Origin of the sequence: Chitinophaga pinensis DSM 2588 (assembly GCF_000024005.1) — a bacterium.
In the GTDB taxonomy this organism is placed as follows: Bacteria; Bacteroidota; Bacteroidia; order Chitinophagales; family Chitinophagaceae; genus Chitinophaga; species Chitinophaga pinensis.
Map to the genome: position 1 here is coordinate 8,166,275 of NC_013132.1, position 16,069 is coordinate 8,182,343.

The 16,069-nt window shown below is 44.7% G+C and carries 15 protein-coding genes; 5 read left to right on the plus strand and 10 right to left on the minus strand.

The features are described from left to right. Position 1: 1 nt before the first annotated feature. The gene (gene hemB / locus CPIN_RS32170) at positions 2–967 is read left to right on the plus strand and encodes a porphobilinogen synthase (RefSeq protein ID WP_012794071.1); all 966 of its coding nucleotides are present in this window, start codon (positions 2–4) and stop codon (positions 965–967) included. A gap of 42 nt (positions 968–1,009) precedes the next feature. Next, on the plus strand, positions 1,010–2,299 hold the full coding sequence (hemL, locus tag CPIN_RS32175; RefSeq protein ID WP_012794072.1) for a glutamate-1-semialdehyde 2,1-aminomutase: 1,290 nt from the start codon (positions 1,010–1,012) through the stop codon (positions 2,297–2,299). Between the two features lie 71 nt (positions 2,300–2,370). On the opposite strand, the gene CPIN_RS32180 is transcribed toward hemL, so the two are convergent. From CPIN_RS32180 to CPIN_RS32190, 3 genes are all read right to left on the minus strand, one after another. Next, the gene (locus CPIN_RS32180) at positions 2,371–3,165 is read right to left on the minus strand and encodes a carboxylesterase family protein (protein ID WP_012794073.1); all 795 of its coding nucleotides are present in this window, start codon (positions 3,163–3,165) and stop codon (positions 2,371–2,373) included. A 224-nt stretch (positions 3,166–3,389) separates the two neighbouring features. After that, positions 3,390–4,181 carry an O-methyltransferase gene (locus tag CPIN_RS32185; RefSeq protein ID WP_012794074.1) on the minus strand — a complete coding sequence of 264 codons (792 nt, stop codon included), beginning with the start codon at positions 4,179–4,181 and terminating at the stop codon, positions 3,390–3,392. A gap of 14 nt (positions 4,182–4,195) precedes the next feature. Further along, entirely contained in the window at positions 4,196–4,936 is a 741-nt protein-coding gene (locus CPIN_RS32190; protein WP_012794075.1) for a glycosyltransferase family 2 protein, read from the minus strand. Positions 4,937–5,207: 271 nt separating this feature from the next. Between CPIN_RS32190 and CPIN_RS32195 the strand changes: the two genes are divergently transcribed. Together CPIN_RS32195 and CPIN_RS32200 are read left to right on the plus strand one after the other, a co-directional pair. Further along, a complete protein-coding gene (locus CPIN_RS32195) occupies positions 5,208–6,458 on the plus strand; it encodes a hypothetical protein (protein ID WP_012794077.1) in 1,251 nt (416 codons plus the stop codon). 173 nt (positions 6,459–6,631) lie between these two features. Then, on the plus strand, positions 6,632–7,579 hold the full coding sequence (locus CPIN_RS32200) for a hydrogen peroxide-inducible genes activator (RefSeq protein ID WP_012794078.1): 948 nt from the start codon (positions 6,632–6,634) through the stop codon (positions 7,577–7,579). A 72-nt stretch (positions 7,580–7,651) separates the two neighbouring features. Here CPIN_RS32200 and CPIN_RS32205 read toward each other — a convergent pair whose 3' ends face one another. The 3 genes from CPIN_RS32205 to prmA form a co-directional block, all read right to left on the minus strand. Next, positions 7,652–8,455, minus strand: a complete 804-nt coding sequence (locus CPIN_RS32205; protein ID WP_012794079.1) for a M48 family metallopeptidase — start codon at positions 8,453–8,455, stop codon at positions 7,652–7,654. Between the two features lie 200 nt (positions 8,456–8,655). Continuing rightward, positions 8,656–9,309 (minus strand): glycerol-3-phosphate 1-O-acyltransferase PlsY, encoded by a 654-nt coding sequence (gene plsY, locus CPIN_RS32210; protein ID WP_012794080.1) that lies wholly within the window; start codon positions 9,307–9,309, stop codon positions 8,656–8,658. A 132-nt stretch (positions 9,310–9,441) separates the two neighbouring features. Next, the gene (prmA, locus tag CPIN_RS32215; RefSeq protein WP_044220226.1) at positions 9,442–10,263 is read right to left on the minus strand and encodes a 50S ribosomal protein L11 methyltransferase; all 822 of its coding nucleotides are present in this window, start codon (positions 10,261–10,263) and stop codon (positions 9,442–9,444) included. A 161-nt stretch (positions 10,264–10,424) separates the two neighbouring features. Here prmA and CPIN_RS32220 point away from each other — a divergent pair, with 161 nt between their 5' ends. After that, positions 10,425–11,012, plus strand: a complete 588-nt coding sequence (locus tag CPIN_RS32220) for a hypothetical protein (RefSeq protein ID WP_012794082.1) — start codon at positions 10,425–10,427, stop codon at positions 11,010–11,012. A gap of 176 nt (positions 11,013–11,188) precedes the next feature. Here CPIN_RS32220 and CPIN_RS32225 read toward each other — a convergent pair whose 3' ends face one another. The 4 genes from CPIN_RS32225 to CPIN_RS32240 form a co-directional block, all read right to left on the minus strand. Next, a complete protein-coding gene (locus CPIN_RS32225; RefSeq protein ID WP_012794083.1) occupies positions 11,189–12,001 on the minus strand; it encodes an NIPSNAP family protein in 813 nt (270 codons plus the stop codon). 173 nt (positions 12,002–12,174) lie between these two features. Then, on the minus strand, positions 12,175–14,556 hold the full coding sequence (locus CPIN_RS32230; RefSeq protein ID WP_012794084.1) for a polyribonucleotide nucleotidyltransferase: 2,382 nt from the start codon (positions 14,554–14,556) through the stop codon (positions 12,175–12,177). 85 nt (positions 14,557–14,641) lie between these two features. After that, a complete protein-coding gene (gene rpsO, locus CPIN_RS32235; protein ID WP_012794085.1) occupies positions 14,642–14,914 on the minus strand; it encodes a 30S ribosomal protein S15 in 273 nt (90 codons plus the stop codon). Positions 14,915–15,148: 234 nt separating this feature from the next. After that, positions 15,149–15,841: a cell division ATP-binding protein FtsE gene (locus CPIN_RS32240; RefSeq protein WP_012794086.1), complete on the minus strand. Its 693-nt coding sequence runs from the start codon at positions 15,839–15,841 to the stop codon at positions 15,149–15,151. Positions 15,842–16,069: the final 228 nt, after the last annotated feature.

A 16,069-nucleotide genomic window follows, 5' to 3' on the forward strand; every position in this document is an offset into this window, starting at 1 on the left:
TATGATACGCAGAAACAGGATATTGAGAACATCTCCCGCCATCCGTGCGATGGTTGCGGAAACGATACTGACGCCCAGCGATTTTATTGCACCGTTGTTCATTGTAGAAGGAGAAAATGTGAAAGAAGAAATTTCTTCTATGCCCGGCTATTTCCGTTATTCACTGGACCTGACAGTGAAAGAAGTGAAAGAGCTCTGGAGCATGGGTATCAAAAGTGTACTGCTCTTTATCAAATGCGCAGATGAACTGAAAGATAATAAAGGTACAGAAGCGGTTAATCCACAAGGTCTGATGCAACGCGCTATCAGAGCGATCAAGGATGCCGTTCCTGAAATAGTGGTAATGACTGACGTAGCGCTGGATCCTTACTCTTCCTTTGGTCATGATGGTATCGTGGAAAACGGAGAGATTGTGAATGACGCTACGGTAGAAGTACTGTCCCGCATGAGCCTCAGCCATGCAGAAGCAGGTGCTGATTTTGTCGCGCCAAGTGATAAAATGGATGGTCGTATCCTTTCCATCCGTAGTATGCTGGAACAACATAGCTTCCATAAGGTAGGTATCATGGCATATAGCGCGAAATACGCTTCCTGCCTGTATGGTCCTTTCCGCGATGCCCTGGATTCAGCTCCGGGCTTCGGCGATAAAAAGACCTATCAGCTGGATTATGCCAATTCCACCCAGGCACTGAAAGAAACCCTGATGGATGTACAGGAAGGCGCTGATATTGTGATGGTAAAACCAGCACTGTACTATCTGGATGTGATTAAAAAGATCAAAGACGAGGTAAATGTACCGGTGAGCGCTTACCATGTAAGCGGAGAATACGCTATGATCAAAGCAGCCGCAAAAATGGGCTGGCTGAATGAAGAAAAAGCTATTATTGAGGCGTTGACCAGCATCAAACGTGCAGGCGCCGATCTGATCGCGACCTATTTCGCAAAAGACGCGGTGCGATTATTGTAATCCGGTACACATGCTTTTCAGTTAAAAATATTTATCACTACCATGTACACGCAAAGCAAAGCATTATTCGAAAAAGCAAAACAGGTTATTCCCGGTGGAGTAAACTCCCCTGTTCGCGCCTTCAAAGGCGTAGGCGGCTCTCCTATCTTCATGAAAAGCGCTAAAGGCGCCTATATGTATGATGTGGACGGGAAACGTTACATTGATTATATCAATTCCTGGGGGCCGATGATCATGGGACATGCCTATGAACCGGTAGTGAAGGCAATTCAGGAATATGCCACTTATTCCACCTCTTTTGGCGCACCTACAGAACTGGAGATCAAAATAGCAGAACTGATCATCAGTATGGTACCGAATATAGAACAGGTGAGAATGGTGAATTCAGGTACGGAAGCCTGTATGTCAGCACTGAGACTGGCCAGAGGTTACACCGGCCGCAATAAATTTATCAAGTTCGAAGGTAACTATCATGGTCATGCAGATCCGTTCCTGGTAAGTGCAGGTAGCGGCGTAGCCACCCTGGACATACAATCTGTACCGGGTGTTACGCAGACCGTAGCCAACGATACGCTTACCGCTCCTTACAATAATTTACCGGCTGTGGAAAAGCTGATAGCAGAAAATCCTGACCAGATTGCCGCTATTATAGTAGAGCCTGTTGCCGGTAACATGGGTTGCATCCTGCCACAGGAAGGCTTCCTGCAGGGTTTGCGTAATCTCTGTGACGAACATAATATCCTGCTGATCTTCGATGAAGTGATGACAGGTTTCAGATTAGCGCGCGGCGGGGCACAGGAACTGTTCGGTATTAAAGCAGATTTGGTTACCTTTGGCAAGATAATTGGCGCAGGTATGCCTGTAGGCGCCTTCGCAGGAAGTAAAGAGATTATGGAACATATAGCCCCTGCGGGAAAAATTTACCAGGCAGGAACATTAAGTGGTAATCCGATTGCCATGATTGCAGGCTATACATTGTTGCAGACGTTAAACGAGAATCCTGATATTTACCGGCAGCTGGCAGAAAAAGCCGCATATCTCGCCGGGGGATTACAATCTGTACTAAGTGCAGCAGGGATTGTACACCAGGTCAACAATCTCGGATCTATGATGAGTGTTCATTTTGCAGAGTATCCTATTATCAATTTTGAGGCTGCTTCAGGCGCCAACAATGAGTTGTTCAAACACTTCTTTCATGCTATGCTGGAACGTGGTATATACCTTCCGCCATCTGCATTTGAAAGCTGGTTCCTCAGCTCAGCCCTGACAACAGAAGATTTAGACGCGACCGTAGATGCTGCCCGTTCAGCTATACAGTCTATACATAGTTAACAATTCAAATCCTGTGCAGAGTGGAAAAACGCCCCGATCATGTGTCGGGGCGTTTTATTTTTACCAATATCTTATTTCTTATGGGAGAATATCCAGGGCAGCAGATTCGGTTCTGCAAACGCATTGTCCCAGCTGTTGTGCCCAACACCCGGATACTCCGTATACTTCACATCCGCTTTCAGTTTCTTCAGGGCCTCATAATAATTCTTTGATCCGAAAGTAGGTACGACATTGTCCTCCGCCCCATGGAAGATCCACATCGGTACTTTTCTGAATTTAACCGCGTTATCCACATTACCGATACCACAGATCGGGAATGCAGCCGCCCACATACCAGGATAGCGTGCCAGTATATCATATGTTCCTATTCCCCCAAGTGATAATCCACCCAGGTACAATCTCCGGCTGTCTACCTTTCCGGCTTTTACCAGACTATCCGTCAGTAATTTCACCAGCAGTCCTGGTGTTGCCTCCGGATCTGTTCCGTCGGAAAAGGACCGTTCAATTGCTTTACCGCTTGCATCACGTTTTACCTTCATACTTGCCCACATGGAATCCGGCGGACATTGCGGGAAGATCACAAAAGTCGGGAACTGCTGACGCAGCGAATCTTTCAGGAAAAGACTGCCACCATGCAGGAGCTGTGCGGCATTATCAGTCCCTCTTTCTCCGGAACCATGCAGAAACATCACAAGCGGATAAGCTTTCTGTGATTCATAATTCAATGGTTTCAGCATCCGGTAGCGCAGGGTATCCCCGTTGTGTACAAAAGTTTCATAACTGAATGCACTGTAGTCGGGGGTAGTCTGAGCCATAGAAGAGAGATAGGTGAACAATAAGAGCGCTAGGGCACGGAATGTTTTCATAAATGGAAGTATTTGGAATTAAATTAAGGATTAAAAATTAAGAATTAAGAATTGAAATGCAGCGGAGATTGGTGTGGATGGTAAAAGAAAGCGGGAGTAGCTATCCCGATAAGATACCTGCTCCCACGCTGAATTTTCTTATGTCAGTTCAAAAGGACGCTATAATTGAACAGGAAAACCATTGTCTCCCAATTCTTAATCCTTAATTCTTAATTTCTGACTTATTAATACTTCAATACAAAGTGCTGTTTGATCTTCATTTCCGGTTTGAAAAACACCAGTCCGATAAAGAACAGATCGATGGTAAAGGTCACTCTCGGATGCTGCTGAATGGTATGCCATGCACTTTCCATATCCGGCGTCCAGTGAATATCATCAAAGATAAACAGAGAATCATCGTGTACTTTCTCCAGGCATTGTTCGAAGTATGCCAGGGTTGGTGCGGAACGATGGTTACCATCAATATAGACATAGTCTAGTCTGGGCATTTCTTTCAACAATGCAGGCAATACGGTATCAAAATTACCCGTATGCTGTTTAATATTACTGAGCTGTAAGGAGGCAAAGTTTTTAGCTGCACGGGCGGCGATATTCGGACAACCTTCAATCGTATGTACGGTTGCGCCAGGTGCTGCCTTGGCCATATAGGAAGTAGACATCCCCATAGAAGTACCTAATTCAAGCAGGTATTCCGGCTGGAAGTACTGTATCAGGCGATAGAACAGCTGACCAAATTTAGCCGGTTTGGCGGCATGGCGGGTAATATCGCTTACTTTACGCTCACGGCCTGCATTGGTAAGAGAACCGGCTCCGAGGTCGGTTACCTGTAATGTTTCCGTACTGGCCAGCAGGGATTTTCTCATTTGCTCTATTTCGCGGAACACAGGCGGTTTCTTCCTGTCGCGTAACACCTTTTCTACCAGGTCAAATACAAATGGAGAATGTACATCATGACGGTTGCCTGCGGTAAAGTAATAATGCAGGTACTTTTTAGCTAATTCCCACTGGAGGCCCAAATTAAACAGTTTAATCAGTTATATATTTTCGCTTTGATCCACCCCCACCGATGCAGGCAATGCTGCATACTGACCCTCAATACTCCGAATCCGTAGATACTGCTGCGTTTGAAATTAATACTTGAGGCTTCCTCAAAGTATTTGGTGGGGCAAGTTACTTCACCTATTTCATAACCTTTCATAAAAATCTGAGATAACATCTCATTATCGAAGATGAAATCATCGTCATTGGCCATATAATCGATGTTTTTCAAGACTTCTCCCGAAAATGCACGGTATCCGGTGTGGTATTCACTGAGCTTTTGTCCGATCAGCAGGTTCTGGGCTAATGTGAGGAAGCGGTTTGCCACGTACTTATAGACAGGCATCCCTCCTCTGAGTGCACCATTTCCCAAAATACGTGAACCAAGCACGACAGGGTACACATCATTTGCAATAATACTACTCATGGCAATAATCAGCTTAGGTGTGTACTGATAATCCGGGTGCAACATAATGACAATGTCTGCTCCGAGTTCCCGGGCCTTGTTATAACAGGATTTCTGGTTTCCTCCATAACCTTTGTTGTTGTCGTGGCGCACAATGTGACTGATTCCCAGTTGCTTTCCTACAGCAACTGTTTCATCCCTACTGGCATCATCAACCAATACGACTTCATCAACAATGTCAAAAGGAATTTCATTGTAGGTTTTCTCTAGTGTCAAAGCGGCGTTGTAGGCAGGCAATACAACCACTATCTTTTTATTATTTATCATGAAAGTGGGTAATTTGCGGCCAAAGTTAACAAAGTAGTTGAAAGACTGCGGGTTTCAACTTATCATAAATTGTTATCTTTGTGTAAACTCGTTTTTTGGCACCATATTTTCATGGACTGTTAAAGAAACGCTAATAAACATAGCATGCAGAAACAATTACAGGTCGCAACTAAAAGCGGACATTCTTTCGTCGGCTTTGTGGACAATGTGTATCCTGGTGTGAATGTTATGTTTTTGTCAAATCAGTCTAAAGATCACGCATTTTAATTCTATGAGATATCTGACACTACTACTGATTTTAATTTCAAGTTTCCATTATGCGCAGGCACAGGAACCGGAAAAACCAAAACCACCTACAACCACAGACGCTGAACTCAGGAATGTGGTGATGCCTCAGGTAAGGACACAAGACACGACCATCCGCCGTATAATGGAGGAGTTGCAGCGTATTAACGACAGCGACAAGCAGAATTCCAATGCTATTCAGGGATTACTGCAGGGCCGTGAAATAGACAACATTACCAAATATGAACTGATCAGGAATAATATCGTATTCGCCAGCGAAACATATTATCTGCTGAATAAAAAGATCATTGACCTGAAGTCTCGTACCACCACTAACAACCTCGACGTATTCATCACTTCACTGAACAACCCTGAAAGTAAAGAACTGGGTTTCTCATTGAGTGATCGTATCGTGGAACTGGTAGAGAAAGTAGTGTTGAAAGGTAAAGCGGATAAAAACGAAAAGAATGGCAAGATCGTGGAGTCTACCAAATCCATCATCGCCAGTCCGATCTTCCAGAGCTTTACTTCCCTGACTCCTCCCCTGGCAATCGCTAACTCTGTGATGAACTTTCTGCACAGCATCAGCGTGAACAACAAGGAGATCAATCAGAATACACTGAAAGAGTTCGAAAAAGAACTGAACAAATATGTAGTGTATTACACCGCATTGAATGATGCAAACCAGAAATTTGAGTATGGTCTGAACTTCAACAAAGATCAGCTGAACTTACTGCAGGACAACCTGTATGATCATATCATGTTCACCGCCAGTGCCCTGAAATTCCAGCTGCCACAGCGTGGTAACAAGTCTATAGGAGAAACACTGAACGACTTCTTCTTCGACTTTAAAAGAGACAAGGTAGTTACCTATTTCAATGACCTGGAAACAAAGTACACCAAGGGCAGAAAGATCGATTACGAAGCATTGCTGCGTGAGAATCCCAATCTGAAAGAAGTGAATAACCAGCTGGAAGATCTCGTATTGCAGACCAAACGTTTTGAGAACCTGTACAATGAGTATTTCACCCTGCTGGATTCTTACTACGGTAAAGTAAACAGCTCCCTGAAAATTGCACAGGATAACGGTCTGGCTGATAAAAACACGATCGACACCAAACAGGCAGAGTTCCGTAACCTGAAAGATGAAGCAGTAAAAGAAATACAGGCTTCCATCAACATCAAGGAACTGTATAACAACACTGACAAGATCAAATACAGATACAGAATATTCTAGTTAAGGCTACTTAACAGTTACGAATGACGGATTACGAATGATCAGGATCATCCCTGGTACTATTTGTAATCCGTCATTTTTTTATGCATACAGGCGTAATCTTGCAGGGGACCATTCCCGCTACAGATCACCGATCGTCATAAATCGTAATTGATAATTCGTAATTTTACCGCATGACCACAGTTCAACTAGAATATATCGTTGCGGTTGATACCTATAGAAGCTTTGTGCTCGCAGCCGAAAAATGCTTCGTTACACAACCCACACTCAGTATGCAGATCCAGAAACTGGAAGACGAGCTGGGGGTCAAGATCTTCGACAGGAGTAAACTGCCTGTGATCCCTACTGAGATAGGCGTGGAAATCGTCACCCAGGCGCGTATCATCCTGAAAGAAAACGGGAAGATCAAAGAGATCATCGGAGAACATAAAAAGGAAGTTCAGGGCATTCTGCGTGTAGGCATTATTCCTACCCTGGCACCCTATCTCCTGCCACGTATCCTGACCGGTTTTATGAAGAAGTATCCTAAGGTAAAACTGGAGATATGGGAATATCCGACAGAACAGATCATACAGCAACTCAAACAGGAACAGCTGGATTGCGGTCTGCTGGCTACCCCCCTCCATAACCCGAACCTGGAAGAACAACCTTTATTCTACGAATCATTCGTGGTATATGCTGCCAAAAACAACAGCCTGTTCGAAAGGAAGTATATCAAACCGGAAGATATTGATGTAAAAGAAGTGTGGTTACTGAATGAAGGCCACTGTATGCGGAACCAGGTGCTGAACATCTGCCGGGATAAATTCACCATGGGAGAATATAAAAACCTGGAGTATAACACGGGTAGCGTAGAGACCCTGAAAAGAATGGTGGACCTGAACGCAGGATATACCATTTTACCGGAATTATCCCTGCAGGATATGTCGGCCCGCCAGATGAATATGGTTCGGTATTTTAAGGCTCCTGAGCCTGTGAGGGAGATAAGTATAGTTACACACCGTTTCTTCATTAAACAGGCGCTAATAGCCGCCTTTAAGAAGGAAATACTGGCCCATGTACCTGACAAGATGAAGATCCAGAAAAACAAACAGGTAGTGGATATTGCCCTGGAGAAATAAACAGCTGAAATATAAAAGAAAAAGCATCCGCCTCAGGTGGATGCTTTTTTCTTTTAGTATGTCGGACCGGTCTTACTTGATCGGTGTATAATACTTCATTGCTTCAGGCATAAGGCGCTGTAATTCAGCTACACGACGTTCATCGCTCGGGTGCGTGCTGGTAATTTCGGGTGGTTTGTTACCGCCGCTCTGAGAAGCCATACGTTGCCAGAAAGGAATTGATTCCTGTGGATTATAACCCGCCATTGCCATGAAGATCACACCCAGGTGGTCAGCTTCCAGCTCATTTTTACGGGAATATGCGAGCATACCCAGGTTACCGCCTACACCAAAAGACTGCAGGAAGATATTCTGTGCAGCAGGGTTACGGTTCAGGGCTACGGAACCAGCTACCTGGATTCCCTGTGCCACTACCTGCTGGCTCATACGCTCGTTACCATGACGTGCGATAGCGTGCGCAATTTCATGTCCCATTACGCAGGCAAGCGCCGTTTCATTCTGTGTAACAGGCAGCAGACCTGTATACACCACTACTTTACCACCCGGCATACACCAGGCGTTCACTTCCTTACTATCTACCAGGTTGAATTCCCATTTGTAGTTGGCAATCTGAGAACCGGCACCATGATCGTTCATGTACTTGGTAACGGCATTCGCGATACGCTGTCCTACTCTTTTTACCATTTCAGCATCCTTACTGGTGGTTGCTGCGACAGTTTTATTCTGAGAAAGAAAACTCTGATATTCCTGGAGGGCCATAGATTGCATGGTGCTTTCAGGGATCAGGTTTAACTGGCTGCGGCCAGTAATAGGTACTTTGGCGCATGCTGTGATCAGCGCCAGGCCCGTACCGAGAAGAAGAAGTTTCTTTTGCATCTGAAATGTTTGTTTTTGACAGTGTTGCACCGTCCAAAGTGTGCTACTAACAGCTATTAAAGCAGTTTTTGATTATCACTTATACGGCATGTAAATACCCTATAACGTAACAATCAAAAACTGCGGAAAGTTAATTATTAATCTTATTCAGTGCAATAGATATGCCAGAAAGGGATGCGGCATACCATGTGTGGCGGAGCTTATTTTTTGTCTCTCCTGTTCCGGAATAAAGGAACTTTGCTCTCGTTACCGTTGATAAGACGGAAAATGTTTTTCTGGTGTGTCAGTACTACCATCAGTGCGACAGCGATGGCAAAAATACGGTAGAATACTTCGGGCTCGTTAAAGATGTACAGGATCAGAATCGGGAAAGCGATACTGGCGGAAATAGAGCTCAGGGATACATATCTTGTCAGGGAAAGGCTCAGCAGAAATACGCCTACGCAGCAGATTGCCACCAGCGGCTGAATAGCCAGTACAAGGCCAAACAGGGTAGCGATACCTTTACCGCCACGGAAGTTTGCCCAGATAGGAAAAATGTGTCCCAGCACTGCTGCCAGTCCGAGGCCGATCTGAAAGTTCACCAGCTGTGTGGTAACCTCTGTCAGGTGCTCAGGATTCTGATAGTAGCCAACGAGATAAGCCAGACGCACGGCCATTACTCCTTTGAGCATATCTACCAGCATCACAAAAGAGCCCGCCTTTGGTCCCAGTACACGGAAGGTATTGGTAGCACCGGCGTTGCCGCTGCCATACTCCCGTATGTCCATACCAAAAACGCCTTTACTCACCCATACCGCGGTAGGTACGGAACCGATCAGATAAGCACAAAATAGTAACAATAATTCTGTCATACAACAAGTTAGGTTTTGCTAAGATAGTAAAATTCGTTCGTTAAAATTAAGAAAACATTAAGAATTTTGTTAACACGAAAATTGTATAGTTTTCAGAATAATATTAGTTAATTTATCTTGAACGGGCCCCAACTATCGTGCTAATAATTTCATTGCCAGCCAATTATTCTTTTCCAGCTGCGTTTCCAGCACCAGTGCATGCTGTCTTGCTGCTTCCAGGATAGCAGTCTCGTCTTCTTTCAGTATTCCACTGAGTAATAAAATCCCGTCTCTTACCAGCAGACGGCGCATATCAGCCATAAATTCCAGCAAAATATTGCGGTTGATGTTAGCAAGCACCACATTATAACTGTTCCTGATATTCTTCAGACTGTCAGCCTGCCATACCTTCACCGGTAATGCATTATTGCTGGCAATATTCTCCTTTGTGTTTTCCACAGACCATTCGTCTATATCAATCGCATCGATCACAGAAGCACCCATCTTACAGGCCAGAATAGCCAGGATGCCTGTACCTGTACCAAAGTCGAATACCTGCTTGCCCCTGAAATCGATATCCTGCATCAGCTTAATGACAGAATAAGTCGTTGCGTGATGCCCCGTTCCGAATGACATCTTCGGCGTGATCATTATCTCGTGCTGTGGCTGCGGATCAAACGGCTCATGAAAAGACGCCCTGATACCACAGAAATCGTCTACCTGTACCGGTTGAAAATTACTCTCCCATACAGCATTCCAGTTCGTCTGTTCTATGCGTTCCTGCGTATATGTTAAGCCGAAACCTGCCGTGAGCTCGTTTGTATCTGCTTCATTAAAATCTTCTGCAGGTATATAAGCCACCAGGATATTGCCCGGCTGTTCCTCAAAACCTTCAAAACCCTTTTCTGCTAACACTGCTACCAGTATGTCTTTCAATTCATCGGTACAGGTCAGGGTGATTGCGATATGTGCCATAGCAACAAAGATATAGAAACTAACTGCATGATACATAGCATACTGACGTCAAACCTGCGCCCATTCCTGTTATTGTAATGTTAATTTGGCCATTTTCAGGGATATAGATACATAAAGTAAGTTTATTATATTTGTGAAATACTTAATGAAACCATACTCATATGAAAACCTTGTTTTTAACAGTGACAATCCTCGTTGCAGCCCTCGCCAGCCAGGCGCAGGAGATCATCAAGTTGTACCCGGATGATACCATGAAAGATTCCATCGTCTACCAGAACAAAACCAGCATCCTTGTGATCAATCGTGTAGATCTTATTAACTACATGAAAGGCATGGACACGTTATTACAGAAACAATGTTACAGCGATAACACCATGTTCCGTAATATACAGTTCAGCCACCTGACCGCACAGGAACTGGAATCACATTTCACTGCCGCACAGGCTTTCCTGGCTGATTCCAATCACACAAATCTTGAGTACAATACTGATAAGTTTGTGCAGTTCTGGACAGAAGATGAGAACATTCTCCTGCCTTATATCGAGGACATGTTATCCAACCTGTTACAGGATGGCCGTATTAAAGTAATCGACAAAAGCACACAGAAATCAGTTCCGCAATACACGATCTTCTGGGAAGACGTAGCAGGAAAGGGTTTCAAAATCTATAAATTACCTACCGGTAAGATCATTTTCAAAGAAAGTAATCACTATATCGAACAGTACGCCGGCACTGGCGCTGGAAGATAATATTCATCACCTGGATAGATAGCGATAGTTAACATAAAAGAGCCTGTATCTCACTGATACAGGCTCTTTTTATTCGGTACCTGATGGAATCAGGTAGTCATGTAAGCAATGCTGAGAACGTTCGTTTATTTTTGATACATTCCCTTTTTATGCATTTATGCATATTTCATTGCTGATCAGATATCAGAGTATTCCACAGGGTACAGAAAAATAATCTCTGACCTGCTCACATTATGTGCATACTCCGGTTTTGCCAGCAATGTTTTCCATTGTGCATCGCTACTGAAAGCTTTCCAGTGTTCATCTCTTGATGCCTTGTTATCAAAAGTAGTCAGGTACATAAGATTAGGCATACGACTGCCACTTAATACATCTGCATAGAATACCGCATTAAAACCCAGTCTTTTGAAGATCCCTACTTCGTCACCTTTGTTAAACATATCTACCTTATTACGGTATAATTTATCCGACGGACTCTCATAACTGCGTAATTCGTATATACGTTCACTTTTGGCGCCCGTCAATGCAGGTAAAGCCATTTTCGGCATTCCTGGAAATGCCTGCAGGATAATCGTTTCCTGGCGTACGAATGTAGGCTGATCCCATGCTGCGTCAATGAAGTCTTTTCCTGCAGCCAGATAAGCACTGTTCTGTAATAGGGTAGCCGGCATATGTAACAGGGTTTCTGTCGAATTGCCCGGGAAAAATACATAGATCCTGCGATCAGCCGCCGTATCGTTTCCTACAGGCTTAAATACGCCTACATGTGCGGCTCCTGCCTTGTGTAAAGCAGGCAGCAGTGCATCCTTCAGATAAGCGTCCATACGTGCTTCCTGTGCGGCATCTTTCAGATGATAGATAAGTATGCTGTAATATTCTTTTTTCGGAGGTGCAGTACACGTAGCCTGTGATAAAGAGGGCAGCAATAAAAGCAGCAGACCGAAAGCCATGGCATGAAAGGCATTCAACGATATATGTGTTGTTTTCACCTGTGTGGAAGTTTTAATGACCTGAAAAATTATGTGCTAATACGGTAGTAAGATACAACATAACAACTCCGGAAGGTAGGCAGTTATATACTCACTTATAAAATAGCTGCAAAAAAGAAGCCGCTCTGTTTTCGTACAGAGCGGCTGTTATATGTTTTAGTCTGTTTGCAAGACTATTCTTCATCGAACATTGGTTCCTGTGGAGTTTCTGTTTCCGGAGGTGTGAAACGAGGACCACGATCGCCACGGCTGTCGCCACCATCACGTGGACCACGACGATCGCCACGGTCACCACCGCGATCTCCGCCACGATCATTACGATCACCACGGAAAGGAGGACGGCCACCACGATCACCACGATCGCCTCTGTCACCTCTATCTCCTCTGTCACCGCGATCACCTCTGTCGCCACGGTCACCTTCAGGTCTTTCTACATAACCTTCTGGTTTTGGCATCAGTACACGACGGCTCAGTTTGAACTTACCGGTCTTAGGATCAGTACCTACCAGTTTCACTTTTACCTTTTCACCTTCAGTCAGTACACCTTCCATTGTTTCCAGGCGTTTCCAGGATACTTCGGAGATGTGCAGCAAACCTTGTTTACCAGGCAGGAACTCAACGAATGCACCGTAAGGCATTACTGACTTAACAGTTGATTCATAAGTTTCACCGATCTCTGGCACGGCTACGATACCTTTGATCCACTCGAGCGCTTTCATCAGCCCTTCTTTTTGTGCAGAGAAGATGCTTACTTCACCGGTTTCACCAACTTCTTCGATGTTGATGTTAGTACCGGTTTCACGCTGAATTTCCTGAATTACTTTACCACCTGGTCCGATCACAGCACCGATGAATTCGCGGTCGATGATCAGTTTCTCCATACGTGGAGCATGTGGTTTTGGTTCCGGACGTGCAGCTGGCATAGCAGTGTACATGGCGTCAATGATGTGAAGACGGCCGCTACGTGCCTGCTCCAGTGCTTTGCGCATTACATCCATGCTCAGACCATCTACCTTGATATCCATCTGGATACCACAGATACCATCACGGGTACCAGTTACTTTGAAGTCCATATCACCCAGGTGATCTTCATCACCGAGGATATCTGTCAGTACTGCCCATTTACCATCGCTGGCACGGGAGATCAGACCCATTGCCACACCGGAAACGTGTTTAGGCAAAGGAACACCTGCGTCCATCAGTGCCAGGGAACCAGCACATACGGTCGCCATAGAAGAGGAACCGTTAGACTCGAGGATATCGGATACTACACGCACGGTATAAGCATATTCGCTTCCTGGCATCATCTGCTTCAGGGAGCGCATTGCCAGGTTACCATGACCTACCTCACGACGGCCGGGACCGCGCATTGGTTTTACTTCACCTGTAGAGAACGGAGGGAAGTTATAGTGGAGTATGAACTTAGTATATTTTGAAGTTGCGGCGCTTTCGCTCAGCAGTTCATCATCCGGTGTACCCAGGGTTACTGTGGTCAGGGACTGGGTTTCACCACGTGTGAACAGTGCAGAACCGTGTGGAGAAGGCAGGATATCTGTTTCCATGGCCAGCGGACGAACCTGGTCCAGGCTACGACCGTCCAGACGAACGGACTGATCCAGGATCATGTTACGAATCACTTCTTTTTCCAGGCTATGAAAATATTTACCTACCAGTGGAGCATCTTCTTCAGGCAGCTCACCCAGGTGTTCTACCAGCTCTTCGCTGATTTTATCGAAAGCATCTGCACGATCGTGTTTTGCAGAAGCGGATTTTGCTACGGCGAGGATACGTTCCTGAGCGAATGCAGCAATTTTTGCTTTCAACTCCTCATTTGCGTATGGCTTTTCGAATTCACGTTTGCCGCTTACCCCGGCTTTCTCACGGAGTTCTTCCTGTGCTTTCACCTGTACGCGGATAGCTTCGTGTGCAACTTCGATAGCTTTGATGATATCTTCCTCACTGCACTCCTTACTTTCACCTTCCACCATCATGATGTTCTTTTCAGTAGCACCAATGATGAAGTCCATGTCTGCTTTTTCCAGCGGAGTACGGTTCGGATTTATAACTAATTGTCCGTCGATGCGGGACACTCTTACTTCGGAAATAATCTCCTGAATAGGCACGTCAGAAACAGCCAGTGCAGCAGAAGCAGCAAGGCAGGCCAGTGCATCCGGCATCACTTCCGGATCGGAAGAGATGAGGCTAACCAGTACCTGTACTTCGCAAAAATAGTCATCAGGGAACAGTGGGCGCAGTGCGCGGTCGATCAAACGTGAAATCAGCACTTCATAATCGGACAGTTTACCCTCGCGTTTAAAGAATGAACCGGGGATACGTCCTGCAGAAGCAAATTTTTCCTGGTAATCAACAGTAAGGGGGAAGAAAGATTGTCCGGGTTTTGGAGTTTTTGCTGCAACAACCGTAGCCAACAGGATACAATTGCCCAGACGAACCGTAACGGCGCCATCTGCCTGGCGGGCTAACTTACCAGTTTCAATGGTCACGATCCGGCCATCTCCTATATCGAAATTAACTGAGATAGGTGTCAGATTCATAAAAAGAGAAGATTAAAATGGTATACCTAAAAAAAAACTATTCCCAACCTTATAAGTTGGGAATAGCGCTATAAAAAAGTTACAACTATTTTCTGAGACCTAATTTCTCAAGCAGTGCACGGTAGCCTGTGAGGTTAGTTTTAGAAAGGTAGGAAAGCAAACGCTTTCTCTGGCCTACCATTTTCATCAAACCGCGGTGTGTAGAAAAGTCCTTTTTGTTTTCTTTCAGGTGACTGGAAATGCTGTTGATACGCTCAGTCAGCAGGGCGATTTGCGCTTCTACAGAGCCGGTATTTTTCTCGCTTCCACCAAATTCTTTAAAAATATTGGCTTTCTTTTCAACAGTTAAGTAAGACATCTTTAATAAATAATAAAATGATAAAGGTTTATTTAGTCGCTATTTTTCCGGGGCAAAGGTAAATCAAATATTGTGAATTAACAATTTCATAAAAATTTTACCTTAAAAGACAGGTCTCCCCAGTTTTGCTACCCGGCAGCCCCTGCTTCTCAAGGCTGAAGTAGATTGGTAATCAAACTGATACAAACTCGTCTTTACCCCTTTATATATTAAATAAGAAAAAAGCCGTGGTCGTTATACAAAGGTAACACTTGCGTGGTCAGTCACCTTGCCATTTTCGGTTCGTAATACCCTGGAAGGGAATTTCTGTAATAATATATAATCATGTGTGGCCATTACAACGGCAGCCCCTTCTTCCCTGCTGATCCTGAACAGCAACTGCATGATGCCGTCAGAAGTTTCCGGGTCCAGGTTACCGGTCGGCTCATCCGCCAGGATCAGTTTAGGAGAATTGAGCATCGCACGGGCGATATCCACACGCTGCTGCTCACCGCCACTCAGTTCATAAGGCATTTTAAAACCTTTTGTGTTCAATCCCACTTTATCCAGCACATCATTGATCTTCTCCTCCATCTTCTTATTGTCCGTCCAACCCGTCGCCTTCAAAGCAAACTTCAGGTTGTCCTGCACCGTCCTGTCCGTCAGTAACTGAAAATCCTGGAACACTACCCCCAGATTACGACGCAGATAAGGCACTTTCTTCCAGTCCATCTTTTTCAGATCAAAACCCACTACTTGACCGGCCCCTTCTTTCAGTGACAGATCTCCGTAAAGCGTTTTCAGCAGACTGGATTTACCGGTTCCCGTACGGCCTATCAGGTATACAAATTCTCCTTTGTTCACCGTAATATTCACGTCAGCAAGGATCAGGGAAGTTCCCTGGTAGATATTCACATTGGATAATTGTATAATCGGTTGTTCTGTCATTTCTGCCGTATGGGTTTAGTCAAAACAAAAATAGCTATTTATAACATATAATGCGGTCAGTATGCAAGGTTCTTTCTTACCACTTCTCTATTTGTTATTGCTCAAATGCCGCTTAGATATTCATTATCCTACGTTCATCTTACGTTCATGAACGTAGGATGAACGTAGGATAATGAATATCTAAGCAATATCAGACCATCAATAAACCCTGTAAATATCGTTTCCCTG

Excerpts from the sequence above, each read along its gene's own strand:
- hemB (WP_012794071.1), top strand. The coding sequence starts at position 2 with ATGATACGCAGAAACAGGATATTGAGAACATCTCCCGCCATCCGTGCG.
- hemL (WP_012794072.1), top strand. The coding sequence starts at position 1,010 with ATGTACACGCAAAGCAAAGCATTATTCGAAAAAGCAAAACAGGTTATT.
- CPIN_RS32180 (WP_012794073.1), bottom strand. The coding sequence starts at position 3,165 with ATGAAAACATTCCGTGCCCTAGCGCTCTTATTGTTCACCTATCTCTCT.
- CPIN_RS32190 (WP_012794075.1), bottom strand. The coding sequence starts at position 4,936 with ATGATAAATAATAAAAAGATAGTGGTTGTATTGCCTGCCTACAACGCC.
- CPIN_RS32195 (WP_012794077.1), top strand. The coding sequence starts at position 5,208 with ATGAGATATCTGACACTACTACTGATTTTAATTTCAAGTTTCCATTAT.
- CPIN_RS32200 (WP_012794078.1), top strand. The coding sequence starts at position 6,632 with ATGACCACAGTTCAACTAGAATATATCGTTGCGGTTGATACCTATAGA.
- CPIN_RS32205 (WP_012794079.1), bottom strand. The coding sequence starts at position 8,455 with ATGCAAAAGAAACTTCTTCTTCTCGGTACGGGCCTGGCGCTGATCACA.
- plsY (WP_012794080.1), bottom strand. The coding sequence starts at position 9,309 with ATGACAGAATTATTGTTACTATTTTGTGCTTATCTGATCGGTTCCGTA.
- prmA (WP_044220226.1), bottom strand. The coding sequence starts at position 10,263 with ATGGCACATATCGCAATCACCCTGACCTGTACCGATGAATTGAAAGAC.
- CPIN_RS32220 (WP_012794082.1), top strand. The coding sequence starts at position 10,425 with ATGAAAACCTTGTTTTTAACAGTGACAATCCTCGTTGCAGCCCTCGCC.
- CPIN_RS32230 (WP_012794084.1), bottom strand. The coding sequence starts at position 14,556 with ATGAATCTGACACCTATCTCAGTTAATTTCGATATAGGAGATGGCCGG.
- rpsO (WP_012794085.1), bottom strand. The coding sequence starts at position 14,914 with ATGTCTTACTTAACTGTTGAAAAGAAAGCCAATATTTTTAAAGAATTT.
- CPIN_RS32240 (WP_012794086.1), bottom strand. The coding sequence starts at position 15,841 with ATGACAGAACAACCGATTATACAATTATCCAATGTGAATATCTACCAG.